At 55.9% G+C, this 24,421-nt stretch carries 20 protein-coding genes and 1 pseudogene; 16 read left to right on the top strand and 5 right to left on the bottom strand.

Translation table 11 applies throughout. The annotated features are described in order from the left end of the window. Nucleotides 1–32: 32 nt before the first annotated feature. The 10 genes and pseudogenes from ACJAXR_RS09655 to ACJAXR_RS09610 form a co-directional block, all read left to right on the top strand. Nucleotides 33–1,784 (top strand): GGDEF domain-containing protein, encoded by a 1,752-nt coding sequence (locus ACJAXR_RS09655; RefSeq protein WP_415058049.1) that lies wholly within the window; start codon nucleotides 33–35, stop codon nucleotides 1,782–1,784. An 83-nt stretch (nucleotides 1,785–1,867) separates the two neighbouring features. Beyond that, nucleotides 1,868–2,749 (top strand): N-acetylmuramoyl-L-alanine amidase, encoded by an 882-nt coding sequence (locus tag ACJAXR_RS09650; RefSeq protein ID WP_415058048.1) that lies wholly within the window; start codon nucleotides 1,868–1,870, stop codon nucleotides 2,747–2,749. 18 nt (nucleotides 2,750–2,767) lie between these two features. Then, nucleotides 2,768–3,997 (top strand): nucleoside recognition domain-containing protein, encoded by a 1,230-nt coding sequence (locus ACJAXR_RS09645; protein WP_415058047.1) that lies wholly within the window; start codon nucleotides 2,768–2,770, stop codon nucleotides 3,995–3,997. A gap of 127 nt (nucleotides 3,998–4,124) precedes the next feature. Continuing rightward, the gene (locus tag ACJAXR_RS09640; RefSeq protein ID WP_415058046.1) at nucleotides 4,125–5,171 is read left to right on the top strand and encodes a substrate-binding domain-containing protein; all 1,047 of its coding nucleotides are present in this window, start codon (nucleotides 4,125–4,127) and stop codon (nucleotides 5,169–5,171) included. A 151-nt stretch (nucleotides 5,172–5,322) separates the two neighbouring features. After that, nucleotides 5,323–6,711, top strand: a complete 1,389-nt coding sequence (gene pstC / locus ACJAXR_RS09635; RefSeq protein ID WP_415058045.1) for a phosphate ABC transporter permease subunit PstC — start codon at nucleotides 5,323–5,325, stop codon at nucleotides 6,709–6,711. Further along, entirely contained in the window at nucleotides 6,704–7,981 is a 1,278-nt protein-coding gene (gene pstA, locus ACJAXR_RS09630) for a phosphate ABC transporter permease PstA (RefSeq protein ID WP_415058044.1), read from the top strand. The genes pstC and pstA overlap by 8 nt, the downstream gene beginning before the upstream one ends. Before the next feature lie 11 nt (nucleotides 7,982–7,992). Next, entirely contained in the window at nucleotides 7,993–8,889 is an 897-nt protein-coding gene (gene pstB, locus ACJAXR_RS09625) for a phosphate ABC transporter ATP-binding protein PstB (protein WP_415058043.1), read from the top strand. A 30-nt stretch (nucleotides 8,890–8,919) separates the two neighbouring features. Further along, nucleotides 8,920–9,642 (top strand): phosphate signaling complex protein PhoU, encoded by a 723-nt coding sequence (phoU, locus tag ACJAXR_RS09620; protein WP_415058042.1) that lies wholly within the window; start codon nucleotides 8,920–8,922, stop codon nucleotides 9,640–9,642. 75 nt (nucleotides 9,643–9,717) lie between these two features. Then, nucleotides 9,718–10,320: a methylated-DNA--[protein]-cysteine S-methyltransferase gene (locus ACJAXR_RS09615; protein ID WP_415058041.1), complete on the top strand. Its 603-nt coding sequence runs from the start codon at nucleotides 9,718–9,720 to the stop codon at nucleotides 10,318–10,320. Between the two features lie 52 nt (nucleotides 10,321–10,372). Continuing rightward, nucleotides 10,373–10,717, top strand: a pseudogene (locus tag ACJAXR_RS09610) (PhzF family phenazine biosynthesis protein); the annotation flags it as partial. Nucleotides 10,718–10,823: 106 nt separating this feature from the next. Here the strand turns inward: ACJAXR_RS09610 and katG are convergent. Next, a complete protein-coding gene (gene katG, locus ACJAXR_RS09605) occupies nucleotides 10,824–13,019 on the bottom strand; it encodes a catalase/peroxidase HPI (RefSeq protein ID WP_415058040.1) in 2,196 nt (731 codons plus the stop codon). Nucleotides 13,020–13,238: 219 nt separating this feature from the next. Between katG and ACJAXR_RS09600 the strand changes: the two genes are divergently transcribed. Next, nucleotides 13,239–14,111 (top strand): alpha/beta fold hydrolase, encoded by an 873-nt coding sequence (locus tag ACJAXR_RS09600; RefSeq protein WP_415058039.1) that lies wholly within the window; start codon nucleotides 13,239–13,241, stop codon nucleotides 14,109–14,111. A 64-nt stretch (nucleotides 14,112–14,175) separates the two neighbouring features. Then, on the top strand, nucleotides 14,176–15,510 hold the full coding sequence (locus ACJAXR_RS09595; protein WP_415058038.1) for a ribonuclease J: 1,335 nt from the start codon (nucleotides 14,176–14,178) through the stop codon (nucleotides 15,508–15,510). A 307-nt stretch (nucleotides 15,511–15,817) separates the two neighbouring features. On the opposite strand, the gene ACJAXR_RS09590 is transcribed toward ACJAXR_RS09595, so the two are convergent. The 3 genes from ACJAXR_RS09590 to ACJAXR_RS09580 all read right to left on the bottom strand — a co-directional run bounded on the left by ACJAXR_RS09590 (nucleotide 15,818) and on the right by ACJAXR_RS09580 (nucleotide 19,248). Continuing rightward, nucleotides 15,818–17,257: a methyl-accepting chemotaxis protein gene (locus tag ACJAXR_RS09590; RefSeq protein ID WP_415058037.1), complete on the bottom strand. Its 1,440-nt coding sequence runs from the start codon at nucleotides 17,255–17,257 to the stop codon at nucleotides 15,818–15,820. A 133-nt stretch (nucleotides 17,258–17,390) separates the two neighbouring features. Then, nucleotides 17,391–18,692: an NAD(P)/FAD-dependent oxidoreductase gene (locus ACJAXR_RS09585; protein ID WP_415058036.1), complete on the bottom strand. Its 1,302-nt coding sequence runs from the start codon at nucleotides 18,690–18,692 to the stop codon at nucleotides 17,391–17,393. A 61-nt stretch (nucleotides 18,693–18,753) separates the two neighbouring features. Continuing rightward, complete coding sequence (locus tag ACJAXR_RS09580) at nucleotides 18,754–19,248, bottom strand: Lrp/AsnC ligand binding domain-containing protein (RefSeq protein WP_415058035.1); 495 nt, start codon at nucleotides 19,246–19,248, stop codon at nucleotides 18,754–18,756. 151 nt (nucleotides 19,249–19,399) lie between these two features. On the opposite strand from ACJAXR_RS09580, the gene ACJAXR_RS09575 reads away from it, so the two are divergent. Genes ACJAXR_RS09575 through alr form a run of 3 tightly spaced genes read left to right on the top strand, consistent with a single transcriptional unit; the run spans nucleotide 19,400 to nucleotide 22,196 of the window. Next, complete coding sequence (locus ACJAXR_RS09575; protein ID WP_415058034.1) at nucleotides 19,400–20,698, top strand: D-amino acid dehydrogenase; 1,299 nt, start codon at nucleotides 19,400–19,402, stop codon at nucleotides 20,696–20,698. Then, the gene (locus ACJAXR_RS09570; RefSeq protein WP_415058033.1) at nucleotides 20,673–21,047 is read left to right on the top strand and encodes a RidA family protein; all 375 of its coding nucleotides are present in this window, start codon (nucleotides 20,673–20,675) and stop codon (nucleotides 21,045–21,047) included. The genes ACJAXR_RS09575 and ACJAXR_RS09570 overlap by 26 nt, the downstream gene beginning before the upstream one ends. A 57-nt stretch (nucleotides 21,048–21,104) precedes the next feature. Next, entirely contained in the window at nucleotides 21,105–22,196 is a 1,092-nt protein-coding gene (gene alr, locus ACJAXR_RS09565; RefSeq protein WP_415058032.1) for an alanine racemase, read from the top strand. Here alr and ACJAXR_RS09560 read toward each other — a convergent pair. Beyond that, on the bottom strand, nucleotides 22,165–23,706 hold the full coding sequence (locus tag ACJAXR_RS09560; protein WP_415058031.1) for a GNAT family N-acetyltransferase: 1,542 nt from the start codon (nucleotides 23,704–23,706) through the stop codon (nucleotides 22,165–22,167). The two genes, alr and ACJAXR_RS09560, sit on opposite strands and share 32 nt — an antisense overlap. Nucleotides 23,707–23,843: 137 nt before the next feature. Between ACJAXR_RS09560 and ACJAXR_RS09555 the strand changes: the two genes are divergently transcribed. After that, nucleotides 23,844–24,392: a cupin domain-containing protein gene (locus ACJAXR_RS09555; RefSeq protein ID WP_415058030.1), complete on the top strand. Its 549-nt coding sequence runs from the start codon at nucleotides 23,844–23,846 to the stop codon at nucleotides 24,390–24,392. The last annotated feature ends 29 nt before the right edge of the window (nucleotides 24,393–24,421 follow it).

Raw genomic sequence — 24,421 nt, 5'->3', positions numbered from 1 at the left:
AATCTTTCGGTACCCCGTGTGCAGGTGCACTCATGACCGATTCTCACAATATCGTCCGGACGACTGGCAGCGCAGATAAAGCATCGGCCTCCGAGTCTTCCTTCGAGCCTGAATTGCTCAAACGTGCTCTAGTAAGGGTCAGTATCGCCGCCGACGGCCTGGACCCATTGCTCGACAAGCGCCTGAAAGAGTTGCGCAATGCCCTACGCAGCGACGCACCTCCCCACCTGCTGACCGAGCTGATGCCCGACCTTGAGCGTGCGGTCCTGGCCGCCGACAACGCTCGCGAAGAACGCCTGCGCCAGATAGGCACCTCGCTTCGAATGCTCGTACGCCAGCTTCAGCAGCGTAATTTACCCAGCGATATCAACGCCACACTAAAAAAGCTCGCCCGTCGAATCGGTACGCCTATCGAATACACCTCAAGTATCCAGACCCTGATTGCCGATATTGTCAGTGCGCAGGCGGATGTATTGAAAGCGCCCGCTACGGATGGCTCTGGCGGATTTCTTGCGCGTCTTTTCAAACCCGCGAGCGCCCCGGCGGACAAGATTCCTGGGCTACTCGAGCCGGCTAAAACAGATGGGCTTTCTGAGCCCGAGGCGCCAGCGGCCGACATTGTGGGGCACGACGCCCTGATCCCCGACATTGAGTGGGCTCACGAGCAAACCGAAGACGACGAGCAGTGCGTTGAAGGCACTTCAGTTGTTGGTAATCTGAGCGGGGAGGAAAAAAACTATTCCCAGGCTGCGGCCCATATCGAAACAATATTAATCAACGTTCTAACTCAGCTGCAGATACTGGACAAACAACGCCTACAGGCCGATCAGTTACGTGAACGCATCTCCGGAGGGCTCAACTGGTACGAGCTGGCCGCCGCATTGGATGATCTGTCAACGCTGGTTCTGGGTGCTCAACAAAGCTGTCAACAGGACTTTGAACTGTACCTGCAACAACTCAATAGCCGATTGGCACAGTTCCATGGCAATCTCGAACAGGCTCACGTGGCCTATACCGGTTCGCTTGAGGCGGGCAAGGCACTGGAAGGAACGATTCGTGATCAGGTGAAAGGTCTGCATAGCGACGTGAGCAATGCCACCAATCTGGAAGCCCTCAAGGCTAATGTCGAAACCAAGCTTAATGCGTTACTAGTGAACGTCGAAGAATCACGCTGCCTCCACACTGACCGTGAAGAGCAGGTGGCTGGACAGCTGAAGTCAATGACTGATCGCATCCGGGTAATGGAAATCGAGGCAACCACTTTCCGCAATCATCTGGAAGAGCAGCGCGAACGCGCACTAATAGACACCTTGACCGGCTTGCCCAACCGAGCGGGCCTGGAAAAGCGCATGGAAGAGGAATACGAGCGCTGGCAGCGTTATGGTGGTGAGCTGCTGCTGGTGATGCTCGATGTTGACCATTTCAAGCGGGTGAATGATCAGTTTGGCCACCTCTCCGGGGACAAGGTGCTGAGACTGATCGCCCAGCAGCTGTCCAGGCGCCTGCGCAAGTCTGATTTCATTGGTCGTTTTGGCGGTGAGGAGTTTGTGATTCTCATGCCTGGCACTACCGTGGAAAAAGCCGCTACCGTTCTTGAAGAGCTGCGCAACGGCATTGAAAACAGTCCATTTCACTTCAAGAATGAACGCGTCACCATCACGATCTCGATCGGTTTTACCGATTTCCGCCAGGATGACACCCTCGATCAGGTATTTGAGCGGGCCGATAAGGCGATGTATCGAGCCAAAGGCGACGGCCGCAATCAGGTAATGCAGGCAGACTAAAATATCACCCAGTCATCCCTGGCATGCTAGGCTACGCCCCACTGCACTAGCCAAGATGGCCGAAAGTCTGGAGTGAGAGTTACATGGTCAAAACACTTCTGACAATGCTCGCAATCGGATTACTGCTAGCCGGTTGCGCCCGAGGGCCGGTGGTCGATACCCGCTATACCTCGCTCAACCATGACAGCCGCGTGCAGTATGTCATTATTCATTACACCTCTTCCGGTCTTGCCCGCTCGCTACATCAGCTGACGCTGGGCGATGTCAGCAGTCACTACCTGATTGGCGAGGCACCGCCCACCGTCTACCAGCTGGTACCAGAATCACGTCGTGCCTGGCATGCGGGCGACAGCAACTGGCAGGGGCGAACCTGGCTGAATGCCTCGACCATCGGCATTGAGATCGTGCATCCTGGCTATACTGACAGTCCAGCAGGACGTATCTGGCATCCCTGGCCAGAAGAGCAGATCGACGCGCTAATACCACTTTTACGCGACATATTGCAACGCCACCAACTGAGTCCGGATCGGGTCCTTGGTCACAGTGACATTGCACCCCAGCGCAAGGTCGATCCCGGCCCCCTGTTCCCCTGGTACCGGCTTGCGGAGGCTGGCGTCGCCATCTGGCCGGATCCAGCCGAGGTGGACCGACAAAGAAAAGAGCTAGGCCAGCACACCCCCCCTCTGCAGTGGTTTCAGATGGCGCTGCAGGTGTTTGGCTATAGTCTTGGGTCCGAGCCCTCGGCCGCTCCAGCAGATCAGACCAAGGTAACGCAGAATGTAATTGCAGCATTTCAGATGCGTTTTCGACCCGCTACTCATGATGGTCTGCCGGATCCGGAAACAGCAGCAATTCTGGCTGCAATGGTTCCTACGTCAACTGATTCGTCCTTATGGTGTACTCCCGATTTTCGCACCTTAGCCAAGGTGTCCGAGTCAACTCTGCCTCCCTGTGCCAGCCCATGAAAAAGAACTTACCGCCCTATGCTTAACGGAATCTGGCTGAGCTTTTTCCTTGTCTCTTTCGCCGCAGCGCTTTGGCAATGGCTGGGGATGGGCGATGCTGAGGTATTCAGCCGCCTGGTCGCGTCACTGTTTGATATGGCCCGCCTCAGCGTCGAGATTATTCTCGTTCTAGTGGGTACCATGACGTTATGGCTGGGATTTCTCGCCATTGCCGAAAAAGCTGGCCTGATTCGCCTGCTGGCCCGTGTTCTGGATCCATTGTTCAGTCGATTGATGCCCGAAGTACCCAGCGGGCACCCGGCGCTCGGGCATATCAGCATGAACTTTGCTGCCAACATTCTCGGTCTGGACAATGCCGCCACGCCGATCGGGATCAAGGCCATGCACTCACTGCAAAGCCTCAATCCCAGCACAACCACAGCAAGCAATGCGCAGATCCTGTTTCTGGTACTCAATGCTTCTTCGCTGACATTGTTGCCCGTCACCATCTTCATGTATCGAGCGCAACAGGGCGCCGCAGAACCTACGTCAGTGTTTCTGCCAATCCTTCTCGCTACCTGTGCATCGAGTCTTGTTGGCCTGTTGAGCGTGGCACTGATGCAGCGTCTGAAGCTCTGGCATCCCGTAGTGCTGGCTTATCTGCTAGGCGGCGCACTTGCTCTGGGTTTGTTGTTGGCTGCGCTGGCAGGTATGTCTGCGCAGGCGCTGGCTGCCACGTCGAGCCTGGTCGGCAATCTAACGCTATTCGGTATCGTTATCGCCTTTCTGGTGATTGGCGCGCTGCGCAAGGTCAATGTATACGACACATTCATTGAAGGCGCCAAAGAGGGCTTCAGCTTCACCATTTCACTTTTACCCTACCTGGTAGCCATGCTGGTCGCGGTCGGCGCCCTGCGCGCCAGCGGTGTGCTCGATGCCGGACTCGACGGCGTTCGCTGGGCAGTGGCGGGTATGGGTTGGGATGCCCGCTTCATAGATGCCCTACCGACCGCGTTCATCAAACCCCTGTCTGGCAGTGGTGCGCGGGCCATGATGATCGAAACCATGGATACCTTCGGCGTCGACAGCTTTGCCGGACTACTGGCGGCGACGTTTCAGGGCAGTACGGAAACCACTTTCTATGTGATCGCGGTGTACTTTGGCGCGGTCGGTATTACACGAATCCGGCACGGTCTGGGCTGTGCACTACTGGCCGATGTCGCCGGCATGCTGACCGCGATTGGCGTTTGCTATTGGTTCTTTGGTTAAGAGCAACCCACCTTGAACACCAAGCAACTATTTCAGTCGCCGTAACAAGGCTGTCACACTGACCCATTACTGTTCTCCCATCGGCGAAACAAATCCGGTACATAACGTAAAAATGGAGACACATGTGATGAAATTGAAGACAGCTCTTACCACTGCAGCACTGGCGGTTAGCATTGCTGCTGTATCAGCCCCGGCCATGGCTCGCGATACCATCAACATCGTTGGCTCATCCACTGTTTATCCCTTTGCAACCGTTGTTGCCGAGCGATTTGGTCGTAACACCGACTTTCCTACACCGAAGCTTGAATCCACTGGTTCCGGCGGTGGCTTGCAGCTGTTCTGTCAGGGCGTTGGTACACAGCATCCGGATATCACTAACTCTTCCCGCCGTATGAAAAAAAGCGAATTTGATAGCTGTCAGGCCAACGGCGTAAAAGACATCACTGAAGTCCGTATCGGAGCTGACGGTATTGTTATCGCCCAGTCCAACGAAACAGACAAAATGAATTTGAGTCTGGAGCAGGTCTATCTGGCTCTGGCCAAAAGCGTTCCAGATCCCAAGGGCGGCGACAAACTGATTGCCAACCCCTATATGAAGTGGAGCGATATCGATTCCAGCTTGCCAAACATGGCTATCAACGTAATGGGGCCACCCCCAACGTCCGGTACCCGTGACGCCTTTGTTGAAATTGCGATGGAAGGCGGCTGCAAAGGCTTCAGCTTCATCAAAGCGATGGAAGAAGATGCCTTCAAGACCGCTTGTCACAGCATGCGTGAAGATGGCCCCTTCGTTGAAGCCGGTGAAAACGATAACCTGATCGTTCAGCGTCTGGCGCAGGACAAGAGCACTCTGGGTATCTTCGGCTACAGCTTTTTGATGGAAAACGAAAGCCAGATACACGCTGTCACGGTAGACGGTGTCACGCCAACGCCTGAGACGATTTCCAGCGAAGAGTATCCGGTAGCCCGCTCACTGTTCTTTTACGTCAAGAATGCTCACGTAGGTGTTATTCCAGGTATCCAGGAGTACGTTTCCGAGTTCACCAGCGAAGGCGCTTGGGGTGACAACGGCTATCTAGTCGAAGTCGGCCTGATTCCAAATCTGCGCGAAACTCGCATGACCGTCGCCAAGGCAGTCAAAGAGCTGCAGCCGATGACCGGTAATGAGTTGTAAACTTCTGCTGAACAGGTCAGGGATGACACAAAAGAACGCGGGCTACCTAGCTCGCGTTCTTTTATTGCGTTTGCGTGATTATTTTTGCTCCGCAAGCTGGCAAACTACACGCTGTAGCTAGCCACATTACGCCATCAACACAGAGACTGTTATGCAAACGGCCCATCTTTTACTGCTGATTTTGGTGCTTACCCCTGTTGCCTACAGCCTGGCACTTATGCGCTCCAGGGCAGTAGCCCAGCCGCTTGGCGGCATCCGAAATCTCAAAGCTTTGCCTTTTTATTATGCAGCGCGTGCAGCCCTGTGGTGCGCGATACCCGCGCTCATCGTGCTGGCCGTCTGGGCTGCCTTTGAAGGCAAGGTCATTCAGGGCATGGTCATCGCATCGATGCCCGAGGAGGTCATGCCCGAATCTGCCGGTAGAGCCAGCCTCATACTGTCGCAGATCAGCAACGTGGCCACTGGCAAACTGAACGCTGATAACGTGCCCGCACATATTGCCGCCGCCGCCAGCGTACTGGAGGCTCTGCAGGATCGAAGTGGTAATTTCAAGGCTGTGCTGGTGGTGCTTATCGCCGTATTGGGCGCCGCCTTTGCCTGGACCCGTGTAGTGCCACATATCAATGCCAGGGAAAACGTTGAAAGAACCCTGCGCTGGATTTTCTTCCTGTGCGCGGCAGTCGCAGTACTGACTACCGCGGGAATTGTCTTCTCGGTCATTTTCGAGACCCTGCGATTTTTTGAAAGAGTCCCCATTACTGACTTTTTGTTCAGCACAACATGGAGCCCGCAAACCGCATTGCGGATCGATCAGATCGGTTCGGAGGGCGCTTTTGGCGTTATCCCGCTCTTTACCGGCACCTTGTTGATCTCGGCCATAGCACTGCTGGTAGCCGTACCCACCGGTCTGCTTTCTGCCGTATATCTGTCTGAATACGCCAGCAAGCGGGCACGCTCAGTCATCAAGCCACTAATGGAAATGCTCGCGGGCGTACCGACAGTGGTTTACGGCTTTTTTGCCGCTCTCACGGTGGCACCCTTCATTCGCGACCTGGCTAGTATGGTTGGTCTTGAAGCCTCGTCACAAAGTGCGCTGGCGGCAGGACTGGTGATGGGTATCATGATTATCCCTTTTGTCTCGTCCCTATCAGACGATGTGATCAACGCAGTGCCTCAGGCGATGCGTGACGGTTCGTTGGCCCTGGGTGCGACCCAGTCCGAAACCATGAAGAAAGTTATTTTCCCGGCAGCGCTACCCGGCATTATCGGCGGGATTCTGCTCGCAGCATCGCGCGCTATCGGTGAAACCATGATTGTGGTGATGGCAGCAGGTCTGGCGGCCAATCTCACAGCCAACCCCCTGGATTCGGTGACCACGGTAACGGTGCAGATTGCTACCCTGCTGGTGGGTGACCAGGAGTTTGACAGTGCCAAGACCCTCTCCGCCTTTGCCTTGGGCGCGCTGCTCTTTATCGTCACCCTCGCACTCAACGTGGTAGCCCTCAAAATCGTTCGTAAATATAGGGAACAGTATGACTGATCAACGTTCTCAGGCGGAGCGAGTCCGCCAATCACTGAAAAAGCGTTATCGTAAGGAACGCCGATTTCGTGTTTACGGCATGGTGGCGATATTTATTGCGCTGGCATCGCTGTTCATTCTGTTTGCGGACATCATCAACAAGGGCCATACCGGCTTCATCAAAACCACGGTCACCCTAGATGTTCGCTTGGACTCCGAGCAGATGTACCTGACCGACCCAACCGATGCAGATCAACGCTCGATGGCTGACTTTTCAGCACCCATCATCACCGCACTGCAGGAGCAAGTACCCGGTGTTGAGAGTGCAGCACAAAGGCGGGAACTCGCTAAACTCGTAGGCAGTTTTGCCGCCAATGATGTCAGTGATCGGCTGCGGGCTAACCCGGAGCTACTCAACACCACCGAGACCTTTGTATTCCAGGCAGACGATCAGGTGTCGGTTTACGTCAAACATGCTGACAACCCCCGCTACAGTGTCCGTCTATCGGAGCGACAACAACAGTGGGTCGATCAGCTGATGGAAAAAGGGGTTATCGGCACCAGCTTCAACGACACCCTGTTCAGTGGGGGCGACTCCCGTAATCCTGGCAATGCTGGCATCCTGGGGGCCATTGTTGGCTCCCTGTTGACCATGCTGGTTACCCTGGTGATCTCTTTCCCCATGGGAATTGCAGCAGCGGTGTACCTTGAAGAGTTCGCGCCACAAAACAAGCTCACCGATTTTATCGAAGTGAACATCAACAATCTGGCCGCCGTGCCCTCCATCATCTTTGGTCTGCTTGGTCTGGCCGTATTTATCAGCCTGTTCGGTATGCCGCGCTCAGTGCCGGTAGTGGGGGGTCTGGTACTGGCTTTGATGACATTGCCGACGATCATCATTTCCAGCCGAGCGGCAATCAAGAGCGTGCCGCCCTCCATTCGCGAGGCCGCAGAAGGCATCGGCGCGTCAAAGATGCAGGTGGTTTTGCACCATGTGATACCGCTAGCGATGCCGGGCATGTTGACCGGATCGATTATCGGCATGGCGCAAGCGCTGGGCGAAACAGCACCACTGCTGTTAATCGGCATGGTCGCTTTTATTGTCGATGTACCGGATGGCTTTTTTGATTCCGCGACCGTTCTGCCGGTGCAGATTTATTTGTGGGCAAGCAGCTCAGAACAGGGATTTGTAGAACTGGCATCGGCCGGCATCATGGTTCTGCTTACTTTCATGATCAGTATGAACGCATTGGCTATCTGGTTACGTAAACGTCTTGAACGCCGGTGGTAAAGGAGATATCTATGAGTATTAATCAAACCATTACCAGTGAGGCTGGAATGCGCAAAGAAACCGTTATCCCAGTTCAAGATCCGGTAGTCGAAACGACACGCGAAAGTATCCATGTCGAAGAAGGCAAAACGGTTGGCAAGCCCTTGTCGAAAGACCCCAAATTCAAGCTTCGCAATGTCGAAGTATTTTACGGGGAAGATCGCGCGATCAAGAACATCAGCCTGGACATCGCACGCAACGAGGTAATTTCCTTCATCGGTCCATCGGGGTGCGGCAAGTCGACTTTTTTACGTTGCCTGAACCGCATGAACGACAGCATCGACATCTGCCGTGTCAAAGGCGAGCTGATGCTCGATGGCGAAGACATTTATCATTCCAAGAACGATGTGGTGGAGCTGCGTGCGCGAGTCGGCATGGTGTTCCAGAAGCCCAATCCGTTTCCTAAATCCATTTATGACAATGTCGCCTATGGTCCACGAATCCACGGCCTGGCGAATCGTAAATCGGACCTGGATGAGATCGTCGAAAACAGCTTGCGCAAGGCTGGCCTGTGGAATGAAGCCAAGGATCGTCTGGATGCAATGGCTACAGGCATGTCCGGCGGTCAGCAGCAGCGTCTGTGTATTGCCCGGGCCATCGCCGTAAGCCCAGAGGTCATTCTGATGGATGAGCCCTGCTCGGCACTGGACCCTATCGCCACCGCCAAGGTGGAGGAGCTGATCGCCGAGATGTCGGAAAGCTACACAATCGTTATCGTCACCCACTCCATGCAGCAGGCAGCGCGCGTATCCCACCGTACGGCCTATTTTCATTTGGGGCATCTGGTGGAAGTCAACGAAACCACAAAGGTTTTCACTTCCCCGGAGCACGACCTTACCGAATCGTATATTACTGGTCGCTTTGGCTAACCCTGGATTATTGGACACTGGAGAAGCGTGATGACAGATAAACAACACGAGGTGTACGGCGATCACATTTCCAACAAGTTCAATGATGAACTGATGGATCTGAAAACCGAGTTCCTGAAAATGGGCGGGATGGTCGAATCGCAGGTTGAGCGGGCTATCCAAGCGCTGATCAACAACGATGGCCAGCTGGCTGAAGAAGTGCGTACCGGTGATAAAAAAGTAGACCGGATGGAAATGGACATAGACGAGGAGGCAACGCTGATTATCGCTCGCCGCCAGCCTACCGCACGGGATTTGCGTCTGATTATTTCCGTTATCAAGATGGTTGCTGACCTGGAGCGGGTAGGTGATGAGGCGAAGAAAATCGCCAAACTCGCCATCAAGCTAGCCGAAGAGGGACAAGCGCCACGGGGCTACCTGGAAGTCCGACACATCGGTGATCACGTCATCAGCATGTTGCGCGACGCCTTGGATGCTTTCGCTCGGCTAGACTCTACCCAGGCCCTGCGGATCATGAAGGAAGACAAGCGCGTCGACGAAGAGTATCAGGCAGCGACTCGCAGTCTGCTGACCTTCATGATGGAAGATACCCGAAACATATCCCGCTGCATGTCAGTCATGTGGATTTTGCGCTCGCTGGAGCGAGTCGGCGATCATGCCTGTAATATCGCTGAAAATGTGATCTTTATGGTCAAGGGTCAGGATGTAAGACACACTCCTGTAGAAGAAGCAGAAAAAGTCGTGGGTCGCTGAACTGCGGCCCCCTGTAGCAATCCCGGCGGCTTACGCTCCGGGATCTCTTATTGGGCTCAGTAGGTTGCAATCACCGTGAACCAACACCCCTTTCATCGCCCTGCGACACCCCCTGAAGACTCACTATGTAGTCGTGAGAAGCTGTACTTTGTGGTCGACAATACGTCCCTTGGCGCAGTTCTGGTCGCTTCCAGTCTCAAGGGTGTGGTCTGTATTATTCTCGGCGACGAGCCTGCTCAGCTGATACAGAACGTGCAGGATCGCTTCCCGGCGGCGTCTATGATCAATGCCGGGGCCGACTACAAAAGTATAATCGCACGCGTCATAGCAATGGTGGAGACCCCCGGCATCGATCTCGACCTCCCCCTGGATATTCGCGGCACCGCGTTTCAGCAACAGGTATGGCAAGCACTGCGGGCGATACCGCCTGGTCAGACGATGAGCTATGCCGATGTTGCCCGGCATATCGATCAACCAACCTCCGCCCGCGCCGTCGCCGGAGCCTGTGCCGCCAACGGGATCGCCGTCGCTATTCCCTGTCATCGCGTGGTCCGCCAGGACGGTGCGCTTTCGGGTTACCGCTGGGGTATTGAACGCAAACGTACTTTGCTCGCGCGCGAAGCGGACAGTATGACCAACGGATTCATGCCTGCCGATAATTCGTTACCCGAGATCTGACCAGGTAACCGCTATGTCCGTACCCTTTTTGTTTCAGCAGGTGGATGTGTTCGCCGTGATGTTGTCCACGCGCGATGAAGTGCTGGCGTTACGCCCTGACTATTCGGCGTTGGCCGGGATTAATGTCGGCGTATTGAGAAAATGGACAGAGGCCGAGGCTGATGTCGAGGTCAGTGCTTTCATGGGCGAGGAGTATGCAGAAGACCCGGTCACGGGCAGTCTGAATGCTAGTTTGGCACAGTGGTTGATTGCCGAGGGTCAACTACCCGAACGTTATGTGTCGAGTCAGGGGACGGCTATCGGCCGCCGCGGGAGAGTCTGGGTAGAGCGCGCGGGTACGACCATCTGGGTAGGCGGGCAGATTCAACCCTGTATCAGCGGGACGGTTTACTTATGACGAACTCCAGCACATTGCCAAAAGCAAAAAGCCTCCAACCGATGCGGTCGATTCCGCAACGGCCAGAGGCTAGATAGTGCAGGGCCCTGGGGCCTTTAATGGCAGATTATGCCAAGTCGAAACGGCCCAGATTCATCACCTTAGTCCAGGCGGCAACGAACTCACGCACAAACATCTGCTGCGCATCGCTGGAGGCATACACCTCGGCAAGTGCACGCAACTGTGAGTTGGAACCAAACACCAGATCAGCCACGGTACCGGTCCACTTCAGCTCGCCGGTCGCCCGGTCCCGTCCTTCCATTACATCTGCAGAGGCAGCTGACTTTTCCCATTTGGTACTCATGTCCAGCAAATTGACAAAGAAGTCATTGCTCAAGGTACCGGGGCGCTTGGTGAAGACACCGTGTTGCAGCTGACCCACATTCGCGTCCAGCGAGCGCAGACCACCCAGTAGTACAGTCATCTCCGGACCATTCAGGGACAGCAACTGCGCCTTATCAACCAGCCGCTCAGCAACCGAGCCCTGAAATCCCTCTCGGGTGTAATTACGAAAGCCGTCAGCAACTGGCTCCAGCGGCTCAAAGGAGCCCGTATCCGTTTGCTCCTGCGAGGCGTCTGTGCGACCAGGGGTAAAGGGTACCTTCACAACATGACCCACTTCGTTTGCTGCTGCCTCAACCGCAGCACTACCGCCAAGCACGATCAGATCGGCCAGCGAGACTTTCTTGCCGCCGGACTGGGCCTCATTAAATGCCTTGCCTACGCCTTCCAGCTTGGCCAGTACTCGACCCAATTGCTCAGGCTGGTTCACTTCCCAGTCTTTCTGCGGTGCAAGACGGATCCGCGCACCATTGGCACCACCGCGCATGTCGCTGCCACGGAATGTGGAGGCTGACGCCCAGGCAGTCGCAACCAGCTCGGAAACCGACAGGCCAGATGCAAGAATAGTCTTTTTCAAAGACTCGACGTCCTGCTCATCGACGAGGGGATGATCAACCGCCGGTATCGGATCTTGCCAGATCAACTCTTCCTGAGGTACCAACGGGCCTAGATAACGTACAACCGGGCCCATGTCGCGGTGCGTCAGCTTGAACCAGGCGCGGGCAAAGGCATCGGCAAGCTCCTGTGGATTAGCCATGAAGCGGCGCGAGATTTTCTCGTAGGCTGGATCCATGCGCATCGCCATATCTGCTGTCGACATCATCGGCGCCTCACGCTTGCTCGAATCGTGTGCGGTGGGCACGGTCTGTTTCGCAGCAGGGTCGGTGGGCGTCCATTGATGCGCACCCGCCGGGCTCTTGGTGAGCTCCCACTCGTAACCAAACAGGTTCTCGAAATAACCGTTGTCCCACTGGATCGGATTATTCGTCCAGGCGCCTTCCAGACCACTGGTAATGGTGTCACCACCCTTGCCACTGCCAAAGCTGTTGGTCCAGCCAAAACCTTGTTCTTCAACGCTCGCAGCTTCTGGCTCAGGACCGGTGTACTGGCCAGGATCAGCTGCACCGTGGCACTTGCCAAAGGTGTGGCCGCCAGCAGTCAGTGCAACAGTTTCTTCGTCGTTCATGGCCATACGGGCAAAGGTCTCACGAATGTCGCGCGCCGAACCAAGGGGATCCGGCGTGCCGTTTGGACCCTCTGGATTGACGTAAATAAGACCCATTTGGACAGCAGCCAGGGGATTAGCCAATTCGCGATCGCCTGTGTAGCGCTTGTCGTCGAGCCACTCTCTTTCCGGACCCCAGGAAATATCCTCTTCAGGCTCCCATATATCGACGCGCCCACCAGCAAATCCAAAGGTCTTGAAGCCCATGGTTTCCAGCGCGACGTTGCCGGTAAGCACAATCAGATCCGCCCAGGAAATCTTTCGGCCGTATTTTTGCTTGATCGGCCAGAGCAACCGGCGCGCCTTGTCCAGATTGCCATTATCCGGCCAGCTGTTCAGCGGTGCGAAGCGTTGTGAGCCCGAGCCACTGCCACCGCGACCATCATAGATGCGATAGGTACCGGCGCTGTGCCAGGCCATGCGGATGAAAAACGGACCGTAATGACCGTAATCTGCTGGCCACCAATCTTGGGAGTCGGTCATCAGCGCGATCAGATCCTCGATCACGGCATGCAGGTCGAGGCTTTTGAATTCTTCGGCGTAGTTGAAGTCTGCGCCCATAGGGTTCGACTTCTCGGACTGCTGGTGGAGGATTTTCAGGTCCAGTTGGTTGGGCCACCAATCGGCGTTTTTATTGCCCAGCTCAGCCAGTTTTGCACCGCCGCCGGAAAAGGGACATTTTGCCTCTGTGGACATGATGATATTTCCTTGGTGTGTTCATATCGATATGATGAAATGAGTCTGGGCTGTGACGGACATTAAATGAAATAGGATTATCTAATAGCGTTTATAGGCCAGTAAGTTAAGTAGCGGCACGCAAATGTGCCGCGACTTCGCGGAGAGAGGCCTGATGAAAAAACGTGAATAGGCTACATTGTTCAGGTCAGCCGATACTTGCCAGTCAGGAGCAATAGCATGTTTTTCATCGAGCCCCAGCATCTCAACACCTCTCGCGGTCAGTTTACCTATCGGGAGGGCGGTGATGCCGGCGGCTCGCCGGTAGTCATGATTCATGGCTGGCCGGAGTGTTCTTATACCTGGGAGCATATGGCTCGCCATTTGAAGCCGGGCCTGCGCGTTATTGCGCCGGACCTGCGCGGACTTGGTGATAGCGAGCGCACCACCGGCCAGACGCACTACAGTAAGCAGGCGCTGGCGCAGGATGTAGTCGCCATGCTGGACCAGCTGGGTATCGAACAGTTTCAGTTGATAGGTCATGACTGGGGTGGGGTGGTCGCTCAGGAAGTCGCGCTGGCTGTGGCCCATCGAGTAGAAAAAATGGTGATCATGAACATGGCCCTGATCAACAATCTCAAGGGCAACATGGCCGTCGCCGAGCAGGTCAAAGCCAAGGGGAGCAAGGCCTACTGGTATCAACATTTCCAGCAGGCGCCAGGTCTCGCCGAAGCAATGATTCCGGGCAACGAAGAAACTTGGTTACGGTTCTTCCTCGGCGGCTGGGGTAAGCCCTTACCCGAAGACTCGATCGCCGAATATATTCGTATGTACCGCATTCCCGGTACCGCCGGAGCTGCGGCAAACTATTACCGCGAATTTGAAAATGATGCCAAACGATGGGGTGGGCTCACCGAACATATATGGCCCATGCCCGCCCTCTATATATACGGCAACAAGGATCCGGTGATCATCCCGACCTACCTGAGTAACATCGAGGACTGCTTTGATCGGATCGAGGTACAGGAGATCGAAGCCGGACATTTCGTGCATGAAGAACAACCCGAAGAGGTAGCCAAGCATCTGAACGCATTCCTGCACGCAGCAGGCTAAGGCCTGCTGGTATGCGATAACATCCGGCTGCTAAGCTGAAGCCTCTTATCCGCCGGAGAAATTGATGTCCAACCCCACCTTTGATCAGCTGCATCGCCAGACCGGCCCCTTTTTCCTGGCGCTAGGTGGGGCGGGTATGTTTGGTGCCAACTTCTATCTGTTTGGCTCCGGCGGGGAGTGGATTGCAGTCGATTGTGGCTTTGCACTGTCTGCCGCACCAGGCGGCAACAATAGGGTCTCAGTGCCCAGTCTCGCCGCACTGGACAAGTACGATATCAAGCTCACTGCTCTGCTGATCACCCATGGCCATGAGGACCATATCGGCGCCATCGCGCATCTGTGGCAAAAACTGGATTGTCCCCTGTATGCCACTCGGTTCACCGCTAGATTGATCCGTAATAAGCTCGACCCGAAGCAGCAGTGGCCCCGCCTGCATGAGATCAAGCCCCTTGAGCCGATCGGCATCGGTGCATTCCAGGCCGAGTGGATCCCGGTGACCCATTCCATCCCGGAATCCAACGCCATCATGTTGGATGTCGCCGGCAAACGGTTGTATCACAGCGGCGACTGGAAGCTCGACCCGCAACCTCTAATCGGCGAGCTGACCGCACAGGGACGGCTGCAAAGCCTGGGCCGTCTTGGCGTGGACGTGATCATTGGCGATTCCACCAACGCACCCAACACCGGCGCCAGCCGTTCTGAAGCCGAGGTGCAGAATGGCCTTCAGGATGCTATTCGGCCGTGCAAGCAGCGGGTGATCGTCACCTGCTTTGCCAGCAATCTCGCCCGCTTGCAAAGCCTAACCGACATTGCATTCGATGGCGGTCGTTATGCCGCGCTACTGGGTCGCAGCCTGGTGACCATGCAGGCTGCGGGCCGGGCAGAACGCTATCTGCAAGCACGCCCCGGATTTATCTCGCCCTGGGAGCTCGGTTATTTGCCACGGGAACAACAGCTATGGGTTTGCACTGGCAGTCAAGGCGAACCTGCCGCAGCCCTGGCACGCCTGGCAGGCGGCAATCATCCGCACCTCACTCTTGATCCAGGGGATACTGTGCTGTTCTCTTCGCGTCTGATTCCAGGCAACGAAGAGGCACTCGCGCGCATCAAAGCCGGCCTGAAAGAGCAGGGCGTGACGGTAATAGATGATGATACGGCACCCATCCATGCCTCGGGTCACCCTCCGCAGGAAGATCTTCGTCAGCTGTACGGCTGGCTGAAAGCGAAATATCTGCTGCCGGTGCATGGTGAGCACCATCACCAACAGGCTCATATGCACTTTGGCCGCACCCTGGGCCTCGGCGGGCTGCTGCCATCCAACGGTGACCTGATCGATCTCAGCGGTCAACCGCGCAAGGTCGGCACACTGCCCTGGGGTCTGGTCGATATTCAGCGCTGAGATGGAATAGTCACCAGTGCTGACTAAACGAAGGTCAACATGGCTTCCCGCGTGCGCGGGAATGACGATATATCAGCGGCTGAAGTAACCTTCGGGCGAACGACAAGACCCTCGGTGCCGGCCTAGTGAAAGTCAAAATGGGTTACCGCTTGCGCGGTAATGACGGTGTTTTGGTACACCTGGCGTATTTTCCCCTGGCACCGTGCGGCCTAATAACGTCATCCTCGCGAACGCGGGGACCCATTTTCAGGCGTGTGCAGGCCTTGTCAGGTCTATCTCAAGGCAAGGGCTCAAATGAGCTACCCAGCTAACCTTTTACCCGACTGTGCAATAACTGTGAAATCTCGCCGAGTTTGTTGCCAAGCTGGCTAAGGTTTTCCTGGGCATCCAGCAGTTCACTACTGGCCAGACGCTGGCGTTCACTGGCGGCACGCTGCTCAGCACTCTGGCTGCGCACCGTTATCAACCGGTCATGGGCCTGACCAAGCAAAGCCTGCTGACAGCCAATACTGCGAGAAAGGCTCATGGTCCATTCGACATTTTCGAGCATGGCCACGCCCGCGCCCGAGACCTCGGCAACACCGGTTTCGACAATACCGCGTGATTCGTTGAGCACACTGTGAACCGTACCGGCCGTTTTGTTGCTGCGCTGTGACAGACTGCGAACCTCGTCAGCAACCACTGCGAAACCGCGTCCTTGTTCCCCGGCTCGGGCGGCTTCGATCGCCGCGTTCAGCGCCAGCAGGTTGGTCTGATCTGCAATTGCCGTGATCTGCTGCATCGCATCGGCTATATGCCTGTTGCTCTGCTGAATTGCCAGCATGCTGACTTCCGCCTCGCCCATGCTGTCAGCGCAGCGCTGCACCTGACGTGTACTATCGACCGTTTGCACTTCGAGCTGCCGCATCTGCAGGTGAGTTTCATCAACCTCCTGCAGTACTTGTTGCACCGCCTCATCGAGCTGCTGCATGGCATCGGCCTGCTGGCCAGCATCCCGATCGATACTCTGGCAGCGCTCGCGAATATTACGCAACGTGAGTTGTAACTGATCAGCCATCTGCAGGAGGTCGGCTGCACTGGTACGCACTTCATCTACTAGAGCGGTGAGCTGCTGTTCCTGCCCCGCTGCACGCCGCCCGAACTCATGAGCCTCGACAATACCCTGCTGCGCTTCCTCGAGTGCTTCGCGGCGTAATTTAAGGGTGTACCACTGTGCTAACCAAAGGGTCAGCAGTGGCAGTAGGAAACCGGAATAGGTGTTGACCATCGCATCGCGGGGACTCAGCTCGAACGTCGGCAGGACTGCGCCGCTGCGCTGCTGATAGATCAGCCAGAAAACGAAGATCAGCTGTACCAGACTCCAGAAACCGGCGCTGCGATAACCGCTGAGCAAATAGGCCAACACAATCATGACTGCTGGCCAGATGATATGGGCTGACTGCAGCCCACCGAGCTGATAGATCAGTTGAGTGCTGTAGGCGGTCGCCAAAGCGAGCGCACCATTGGCTGCAAGCGCAACAGGAACAACACCACTGCGCAGCGCCAGCAACACCATCGGCATGCCCAACAGCAATACCAGAGAGCCCGTGACCAGGGCATCATTACCCAGGTGCCACCACTTGATACCGCTGTACAGAGCCACGACTATTGAACAGATACCGCTGAAAGCAAGCGTACGCGCCTGCAGGATTTCCAATTGTAGGGTCAATCCTGCAGGCATGAAGTGCCCAAGAAAACCGTGATTCATCGACTGCTCCCAACGCTGCGGCCATTAACCCGGCGACAGGTGCCGGCCGGCGAAATTAAACACCCATTATATGTATCGGCCAAAGGCAGGCAAAACGCAGCGACAAAGAGGTCAAACTAGCGGATAAATGCGCTCAGAACACTTCCTTCATCTGCGCCCACATCATGCCCAACGCCAGCAGCGGAGCGCGCAGATGCTTGCCCCCGGGAAAGGTCATGTGCGGCACACGATCAAACAACTCAAAACCATGACTGGCCTGACCTGTGATCGCTTCGCCGAGCAGTTTGGCTGCCAGGTGCGTGGCATTGATGCCATGCCCAGCGTAGGCCTGGGCGTAAAAGACGTTGGGGTGATCGGCAAGTTTGCCTACCTGTGGCAGCCGGTTAGCACCTATGCCAATCATCCCGCCCCATTGGTATTCGATCTTGACCTTGGTCAGCTGCGGAAAAACCCGCCGCATCTTCGCGCCCATGTAGCCGGCAATATCTTTCGGATCTCGCCCGGAGTAATGGCACGCGCCGCCGAACAAAAGCCGGTTATCCGCTGAGAGGCGGTAATAGTCCAGCGCCACGCGCTGGTCGCAGAGGGCCATATTCTGCGGGATAAGACTGCGCGCCAGCTCTTCATCAAGCGGCTCGGTGGCGATTACGTAACTGCCGGCGGGCAGCACCTTGCCACTCAATTGCGGCTGCAGGTTACCCAAGTAGGCGTTGCCAGCAAGCACCAACTGCCCCGCGCTGACGGTGCCGGCGTCGGTATGCACCTTGATTCGCGATCCGTACTCGATACGGGTAACGCGGGACTGCTCGCACAATCGCACACCCAGACGCTGCGCTGCAGCGGCTTCGCCCAGCAGGAGATTGAGTGGATGCAGATGTCCGGAACCCATGTCGGTCATGCCACCGAGGTAAAAATCCGAATCGACTACCTGTCGAATATCCTGGGGATCAATCAGGCGCATCTCGGCACAATAACCGAGTGATCGGAGCTCTTCCATTTCGGCGCGAAAATCGTCCATGTGCCGCGCTTTATTGGCTAAATCACAATAGCCCCAGACCAGATTGCAATCGATGCCATGCTGCTCTATCCGGCGCTTGACCAGTTGCACGGCTTCCAGCCCCATTAACTTCATCTCGCGCACACCCGCTTCACCGATGACATTGGTGAACTGCTCGAGCCCATGACCAACGCCGCGAATCAGTTGGCCACCATTGCGCCCGCTGGCGCCCCAGCCAATATGGCTAGCTTCCAGCAACACAACGCGCAACCCCCGCTCAGCCAGTTCTATTGCCGTGTTAACACCCGTATAGCCACCACCCACAACGCACACATCAGCTTCAATCGCGCCGGCAAGCGGCGGACAACTCAGATCGAGGTTGGCAGTAGCGCGGTACCAGGATGGCGCAGGGGTCTGTTGTGGCGAATGGTCAAGCATAGCGGCGTCCGTTTGATATATGACGAAAGTGTGTAAATAAAAATTTACATAAGGATAAACATTATTCAGCTTCAGGTACAGCGATCGCCAGGCTCTCCTTTATCTCTTCCATGACGATGTAGCTCTTCGATTCACGCACTCCGGGCAGTTTGAGCAGAATATCGCCCAGCAGAGTGCGGTAGGACGCCATTTCGGATATTCGCGCTTTGATCAGATAATCGAAGTCCCCCGACACTAGATGGCATTCCAGTACATGGGGTAATTTTGTCGCCGCCCGGCGAAACTCATCGAAAATATCCGCCGATTTCGACGAGAGACTGATTTCGACAAATACCAACAGGCTGGCTTCCAGTTTTTGTGGATTCAAGCGTGCGCCATAACCGAGAATAAACTTCTCCCGCTCCAGCCTTTTGACCCGCTCCATGCACGGCGTGGTAGATAATCCGACCCGCTCACCCAGTTCTACGTACGACATGCGTCCCTCCGCTTGCAGCAGCCGCAGTATGTGTCGGTCGATCTTGTCCAGCTCGCGGCTCGAAGCCCTGCGTGTTTTCAATAGAAACCTCTTTTTAGTTTTTAATATTCAGTTTTTTAACCTGCAATTTCAGAATTATTCAAATCAAGACACCATTTTATTAGCACTAGAATAACAATATCGCCCAAAGCGACAATTCTTTTTTTATTGGTAGTAACGATGGGGGTCGAGCATGCACGTCATGATTCTGGGTAGTGGGGTCATTGGGGTCACGAGTGCCTGGTATCTGGCCCGCGCCGGCCATCAGGTCAGCGTGATTGATCGCCAGCCAGGCGCCGGCCTGGAAACCAGCTTTGGTAATGCCGGGATGATCTCGCCTGGATACTCGTCGCCCTGGGCTGCTCCAGGCGTCCCGCTCAAAGCTCTGAAGTGGATGCTGGCCAAACACGCACCCTTGGCCATCAGCCCCACGGCCGACCCGCACCAGTACCGATGGATGATGCAGATGCTCAGCAACTGCACCCAGGCACGCTATACCGTGAACAAGGGACGCATGATGCGTCTGGCAGAGTACAGTCGTGACTGCCTGGTCGAACTGCGCCGCGATACCGGTGTGGCGTATGAACACCGCGAGCAAGGCACACTGCAGCTGTTTCGCAGCCAGCAACAACTCGACGCGGTGAGCAAGGATATTCAGGTACTGGAAAGCTGCGGCGTACCCTATCAGTTGCTTGATCGAGCTGGCTGCATCGCGCATGAACCCGGACTCAAGCCCAGCGCCCAGAAAATTGTCGGCGGCCTGCTGCTACCCAATGATGAGACGGGGGATTGTCATTTATTCACTACGCGCCTGGCCGAAAAGTGTCGCCAGCTCGGTGTTATCTTTCACTATGATTGCCATATCCAGCGTTTACTCGACGATGGCGAGCGCATCGTCGGCGTCGCGACCGATCGCGCGATTATGCGTGCAGACAGTTACGTGCTCGCGCTCGGCAGCTACACGCCCCAGTTGCTCAAACCCCTGGGTATCGAGTTGCCGGTTTATCCAGTCAAGGGCTACTCACTGACCCTGCCGGTGGCCAGGGATACCATGGCACCGGTATCAACCGTGATGGACGAGACTTATAAGGTCGCCATGACCCGCTTTGACGATCGCATTCGTGTCGGCGGCATGGCCGAGCTCACCGGTTTCGACGCCAGCCTTCAGTCCAGGCGACGGGCAACGCTGGAAATGGTCGTCACCGATCTGTTCCCCGAGGGTGGCCGACTGGAAGAGGCGACCTTCTGGACCGGATTCCGTCCGATGACGCCCGACGGCACACCCGTTATCGGCGCTACCTCACGACGCAATCTGTATCTGAACAGCGGACATGGCACACTGGGCTGGACCATGTCGTGCGGTTCTGGCCAACTGCTTGCCGACCTGGTCAGCGAGCGCAAACCTGCGATCAGCACCGAGGGTCTGACGCTATCCCGCTACACCACCCCCAAGGAGATTCGCCGACATGTCGATACAGCGTCTGCACACTGATCAACGGATGAGCCAGATCGTTATCCATCAAAATACCCTGTACCTTACGGGCCAGGTCGCTGCGGATGAGTATCTGGTGAAAGACGCAAGCGAACAGACACGAAGCACCCTCAGCGAAATCGAGAAACTGCTGGCGCAGGCAGGCACGGACAAGACGCACATTCTGTCGGTGACCATTTACCTGAAGGATATTGACGCCGACTTTGCTGCGATGAATAGCGTCTGGGATCAATGGTTATCCAGCGGCACCGCACCCGCGCGGGCCACGGTTGAAGCAAAGCTGTGCGAGCCGGAGATTCTGGTTGAAATGTCAGTCATTGCGGCTGTCCCGAAAGATGCCCCAGTCTGATAATCTAAACCTTTGACGGGGCTTGCCGGCCCCGCGTTTGCCGACAAGAAGCTCCCAATGCGACCTGCCCATGCCGTAATAGACCTTGATGCCCTGCGCCACAATTACCGGCTCGCCAAGAGCCTGTCAGGGAGTCGTGCCCTTGCGGTGATCAAAGCCAACGCGTATGGCCACGGAGCGCTGGAATGTGCTCAGGCGCTGGCGCCCGAGGCCGATGCATTCGCCGTTGCCTGCATAGAGGAAGCGCTGCAACTGCGCGCAGTCGGTATCACCCAACCCATTCTGTTGCTTGAGGGCTGGTTCGAGGCCAGTGAATTACCCTTGATCGTTGAGCATCAGCTCTGGGCGGTGGTGCATGAGCAGTGGCAAGTCGAGGATCTGTTGGCCGCAACGCTGACTGAGCCATTGCATATCTGGCTCAAGCTGGATAGCGGAATGCATCGGGTCGGTTTTGCACCGCAACAATACCCCTTGGTCTGGCGGCAACTACAGGCGAGCAGTCAGGTCGCCAGCCTGACCAAAATCAGCCACTTTTCCCGTGCGGACGAGCCAGAAACCGGCCGAACCGAAGAGCAAATCACGACGTTCCACAACGCAACATCAGGCCTTCAAGGCCCTGTAAGCCTGTGCAACTCATCAGGTATTCTGGCCTGGCCGCAGGCGCACAATGACTGGCTGCGACCGGGCATCATGCTCTACGGCGCCACGCCATTCGATTTCCCCCAGACCCACGCCGACAAGCTGCAGCCAGTGATGCAACTGCAATCGAAAGTCATTGCGACACGCGAGCTGCCAACCGGTGAACCCATAGGCTACGGCTCACGCTTTATTACCCGGCGTCCGACTCGTGTGGGAGTGGTCGCCATAGGCTACGCCGATGGCTATCCCCGGCAAGCACCTGACGGCACGCCCGTGCTGATCGACGGCCAGCGCAGCCAACTGATCGGCCGCGTGTCCATGGACATGCTGACCGTGGACCTGACCGACCTGCCCCATAGCGGCCTGGGTAGCGCGGTACGACTCTGGGGCGCAGGGCTCAATGCCAGCGAAGTGGCGGCTCACGCCGGGACCATCGCCTATCAGCTGTTCTGCAACCTGAACCGGGTGCCGCGGCGGTTCACTTCTTCTTTTTCTGCTTCCGCCACTTGAGACTGAACAGATCCGTGCGCCGATCCTTTAGGTTGGTGACCGAGCCCTCGTTGCGCACCAGCTTCAAGCGTGTGTAGTCGAGGTCCGAAAAAAAGATCATCTCGGTATTCGGCGTTGTCTCATTGAGTACCGCATCATGCGGGAACGGAAAATCCGATGGCGAGAACACCGCAGATTGGGCGTACTGAATGCCTAGATTTTCAATCGAGGGTACGTTACCGACACTGCCGCACAGCACAACGTAGCATTCGTTCTCGATCGCCCGTGCATGGGCACAGTGACGAACCCGCAGATAGCCGTTTTTAGTATCAGTCCAGAATGGCACAAACAGCAGATCCATATCCTGATCGGCTAACAGGCGGCCGAGCTCGGGAAACTCGACGTCGTAACAGATCAGAATGCCGACGCGGCCGGCATCCGTCTCGAATACTGCCAGTTCATCACCGCCTTCGATCACCCAGTCGCGCCGCTCCTGCGGTGTGATGTGGAGTTTCGCCTGGCGCTCTTCAGTACCGTCGCGCCGCAATAAATATGCCACGTTATATAGACGGCCATCTTCGCCTTCCTCAACCATGGAGCCGGCGACAATGTTAATGTTGTAGCTCACCGCCATGCGCGACATTTCATTCCGAAAACGCTCGGTAAAGCTGCTCAGGAAGCGGATCGCCTCGATATCATCAGTCTGGTTTCGCAGTCCCATCAAAGGGGCATTGAACAGCTCTGGAAAAACGGCAAAGTCGCTTTGATAATCCGACAGGGCATCAACAAAATACTCGACCTGTTCAAGCACCGCTTCCACCGAGACAAAACGCCGCATCTGCCATTGCACTGCACCCACCCGTACCTGGTTACGGTTAATCTGAAGTAGCTGCTCGACCGGCTCGTAGAGAATATTGTTCCATTCCAGCAGCGTCGCATATCCCATGGACTTCTTGTCCTCCGGCAGATAGCGCCGCATCAGACGCTTGACCTGGAAATCATTAGCTAGCTGGAAGGAGAGGATCGGATCATGAATTTCCTTGCGATCCACCGCTTCGATATATTCTGTAGGTTTGAGTTCGTCCGCGTGCTCGTGATAACCGGGTATGCGTCCTCCAGCCAGGATTGCCTGCAAATTGCGCGAGCGACACAACTCCTTACGCGCCTCGTAAAGCCGCCGACCTAAACGATGCCCCCGGTACTCTGGATCAATCAGAACATCCAGACCATATATCGCGTCGCCATCTTCCTTGTTGGGGATAATGTCGGTCTGACCAATCAGGTCTGCGTATTTGTGCGGATCAGAAAAAATGTCGTAATCGACCATCACACTGAGGGCTACGCCGATCAATTTCTTGCCGTCCACGATGGCCAGCTGACCATCCGGGAAATCACCGATCAGACGGTTGATGGTCTTCTTTGGCCAGGCACCGCCGATATCGTCATAAACCTTGTCCATCAATACCTTTAGCTGCGGATAATCGCTGGGCTTTAGGGTCCGCAAGGTCAAATGCAGGTCTTCAAGATCCATACCACGCGCCTCTCTGTTAGCTTAAACGACCCCATAATAGCAGGTGTTCAAGCTACCCCTCTGCTCCGTTGTAAATTCTGAACAGTCATGCAATGATTTAATTCATTCATTGCCCCATGAAACAAGAGGATCCGATATTGGACGTAGGTGCCCGCCTGAAAACCATCCGCAAGCTCAAAGGCTTGTCACAGCGTGAACTGGCTAAACGCGCTGGTGTAACAAACAGCACCATATCGATGATCGAGAAGAACAGCGTCAGCCCCTCGGTCAGCTCCCTGAAAAAAGTGCTGTCCGGCATACCGATGTCGCTGGTGGACTTTTTCTCTCTCGAAGTAGACCAGGATAACCCGCGCAAGGTCATCTACCGTGCCGACGAGCTACTGGATATCGGAGCTGGCAAGGTCACAATGAAGCTAGTCGGCAAGGGCCACCCCAATCGCGCCTTTTCCTTTCTCAACGAGATTTATCCGCCTGGCTCGGATACCGGACCGGATATGCTGAACCACGAAGGCGAAGAAGCAGGCACTGTCGTCGCAGGCCAACTCGAAGTCACCGTGGCCAGTGAGATCTACATACTCGATACCGGTGACAGCTACTATTTCGACAGTAGCCAACCCCATCGTTTCCGCAACCCCTTCGACGTACCCTGCGTACTGGTCAGCGCGACTACGCCGGCAAACTTCTGAGTCGGGGATTAACCCGCCGCTGGAGCCAT

Origin of the sequence: Halopseudomonas sp. (genome assembly GCF_047631575.1) — a bacterium.
Classification (GTDB): Bacteria; Pseudomonadota; Gammaproteobacteria; order Pseudomonadales; family Pseudomonadaceae; genus Halopseudomonas.
Note: the sequence above shows the minus strand (reverse complement) of the source record. Positions and strands in the feature narration are given on the sequence as shown.

Coding starts and splice junctions, on each gene's coding strand:
- ACJAXR_RS09650 (WP_415058048.1), top strand. CDS start 1,868: ATGGTCAAAACACTTCTGACAATGCTCGCAATCGGATTACTGCTAGCC.
- ACJAXR_RS09655 (WP_415058049.1), top strand. CDS start 33: ATGACCGATTCTCACAATATCGTCCGGACGACTGGCAGCGCAGATAAA.
- ACJAXR_RS09595 (WP_415058038.1), top strand. CDS start 14,176: ATGTCCAACCCCACCTTTGATCAGCTGCATCGCCAGACCGGCCCCTTT.
- ACJAXR_RS09570 (WP_415058033.1), top strand. CDS start 20,673: ATGTCGATACAGCGTCTGCACACTGATCAACGGATGAGCCAGATCGTT.
- pstB (WP_415058043.1), top strand. CDS start 7,993: ATGAGTATTAATCAAACCATTACCAGTGAGGCTGGAATGCGCAAAGAA.
- ACJAXR_RS09600 (WP_415058039.1), top strand. CDS start 13,239: ATGTTTTTCATCGAGCCCCAGCATCTCAACACCTCTCGCGGTCAGTTT.
- ACJAXR_RS09590 (WP_415058037.1), bottom strand. CDS start 17,257: ATGAATCACGGTTTTCTTGGGCACTTCATGCCTGCAGGATTGACCCTA.
- katG (WP_415058040.1), bottom strand. CDS start 13,019: ATGTCCACAGAGGCAAAATGTCCCTTTTCCGGCGGCGGTGCAAAACTG.
- pstA (WP_415058044.1), top strand. CDS start 6,704: ATGACTGATCAACGTTCTCAGGCGGAGCGAGTCCGCCAATCACTGAAA.
- ACJAXR_RS09645 (WP_415058047.1), top strand. CDS start 2,768: ATGCTTAACGGAATCTGGCTGAGCTTTTTCCTTGTCTCTTTCGCCGCA.
- ACJAXR_RS09585 (WP_415058036.1), bottom strand. CDS start 18,692: ATGCTTGACCATTCGCCACAACAGACCCCTGCGCCATCCTGGTACCGC.
- alr (WP_415058032.1), top strand. CDS start 21,105: ATGCGACCTGCCCATGCCGTAATAGACCTTGATGCCCTGCGCCACAAT.
- ACJAXR_RS09640 (WP_415058046.1), top strand. CDS start 4,125: ATGAAATTGAAGACAGCTCTTACCACTGCAGCACTGGCGGTTAGCATT.
- ACJAXR_RS09560 (WP_415058031.1), bottom strand. CDS start 23,706: ATGGATCTTGAAGACCTGCATTTGACCTTGCGGACCCTAAAGCCCAGC.
- phoU (WP_415058042.1), top strand. CDS start 8,920: ATGACAGATAAACAACACGAGGTGTACGGCGATCACATTTCCAACAAG.
- pstC (WP_415058045.1), top strand. CDS start 5,323: ATGCAAACGGCCCATCTTTTACTGCTGATTTTGGTGCTTACCCCTGTT.
- ACJAXR_RS09575 (WP_415058034.1), top strand. CDS start 19,400: ATGCACGTCATGATTCTGGGTAGTGGGGTCATTGGGGTCACGAGTGCC.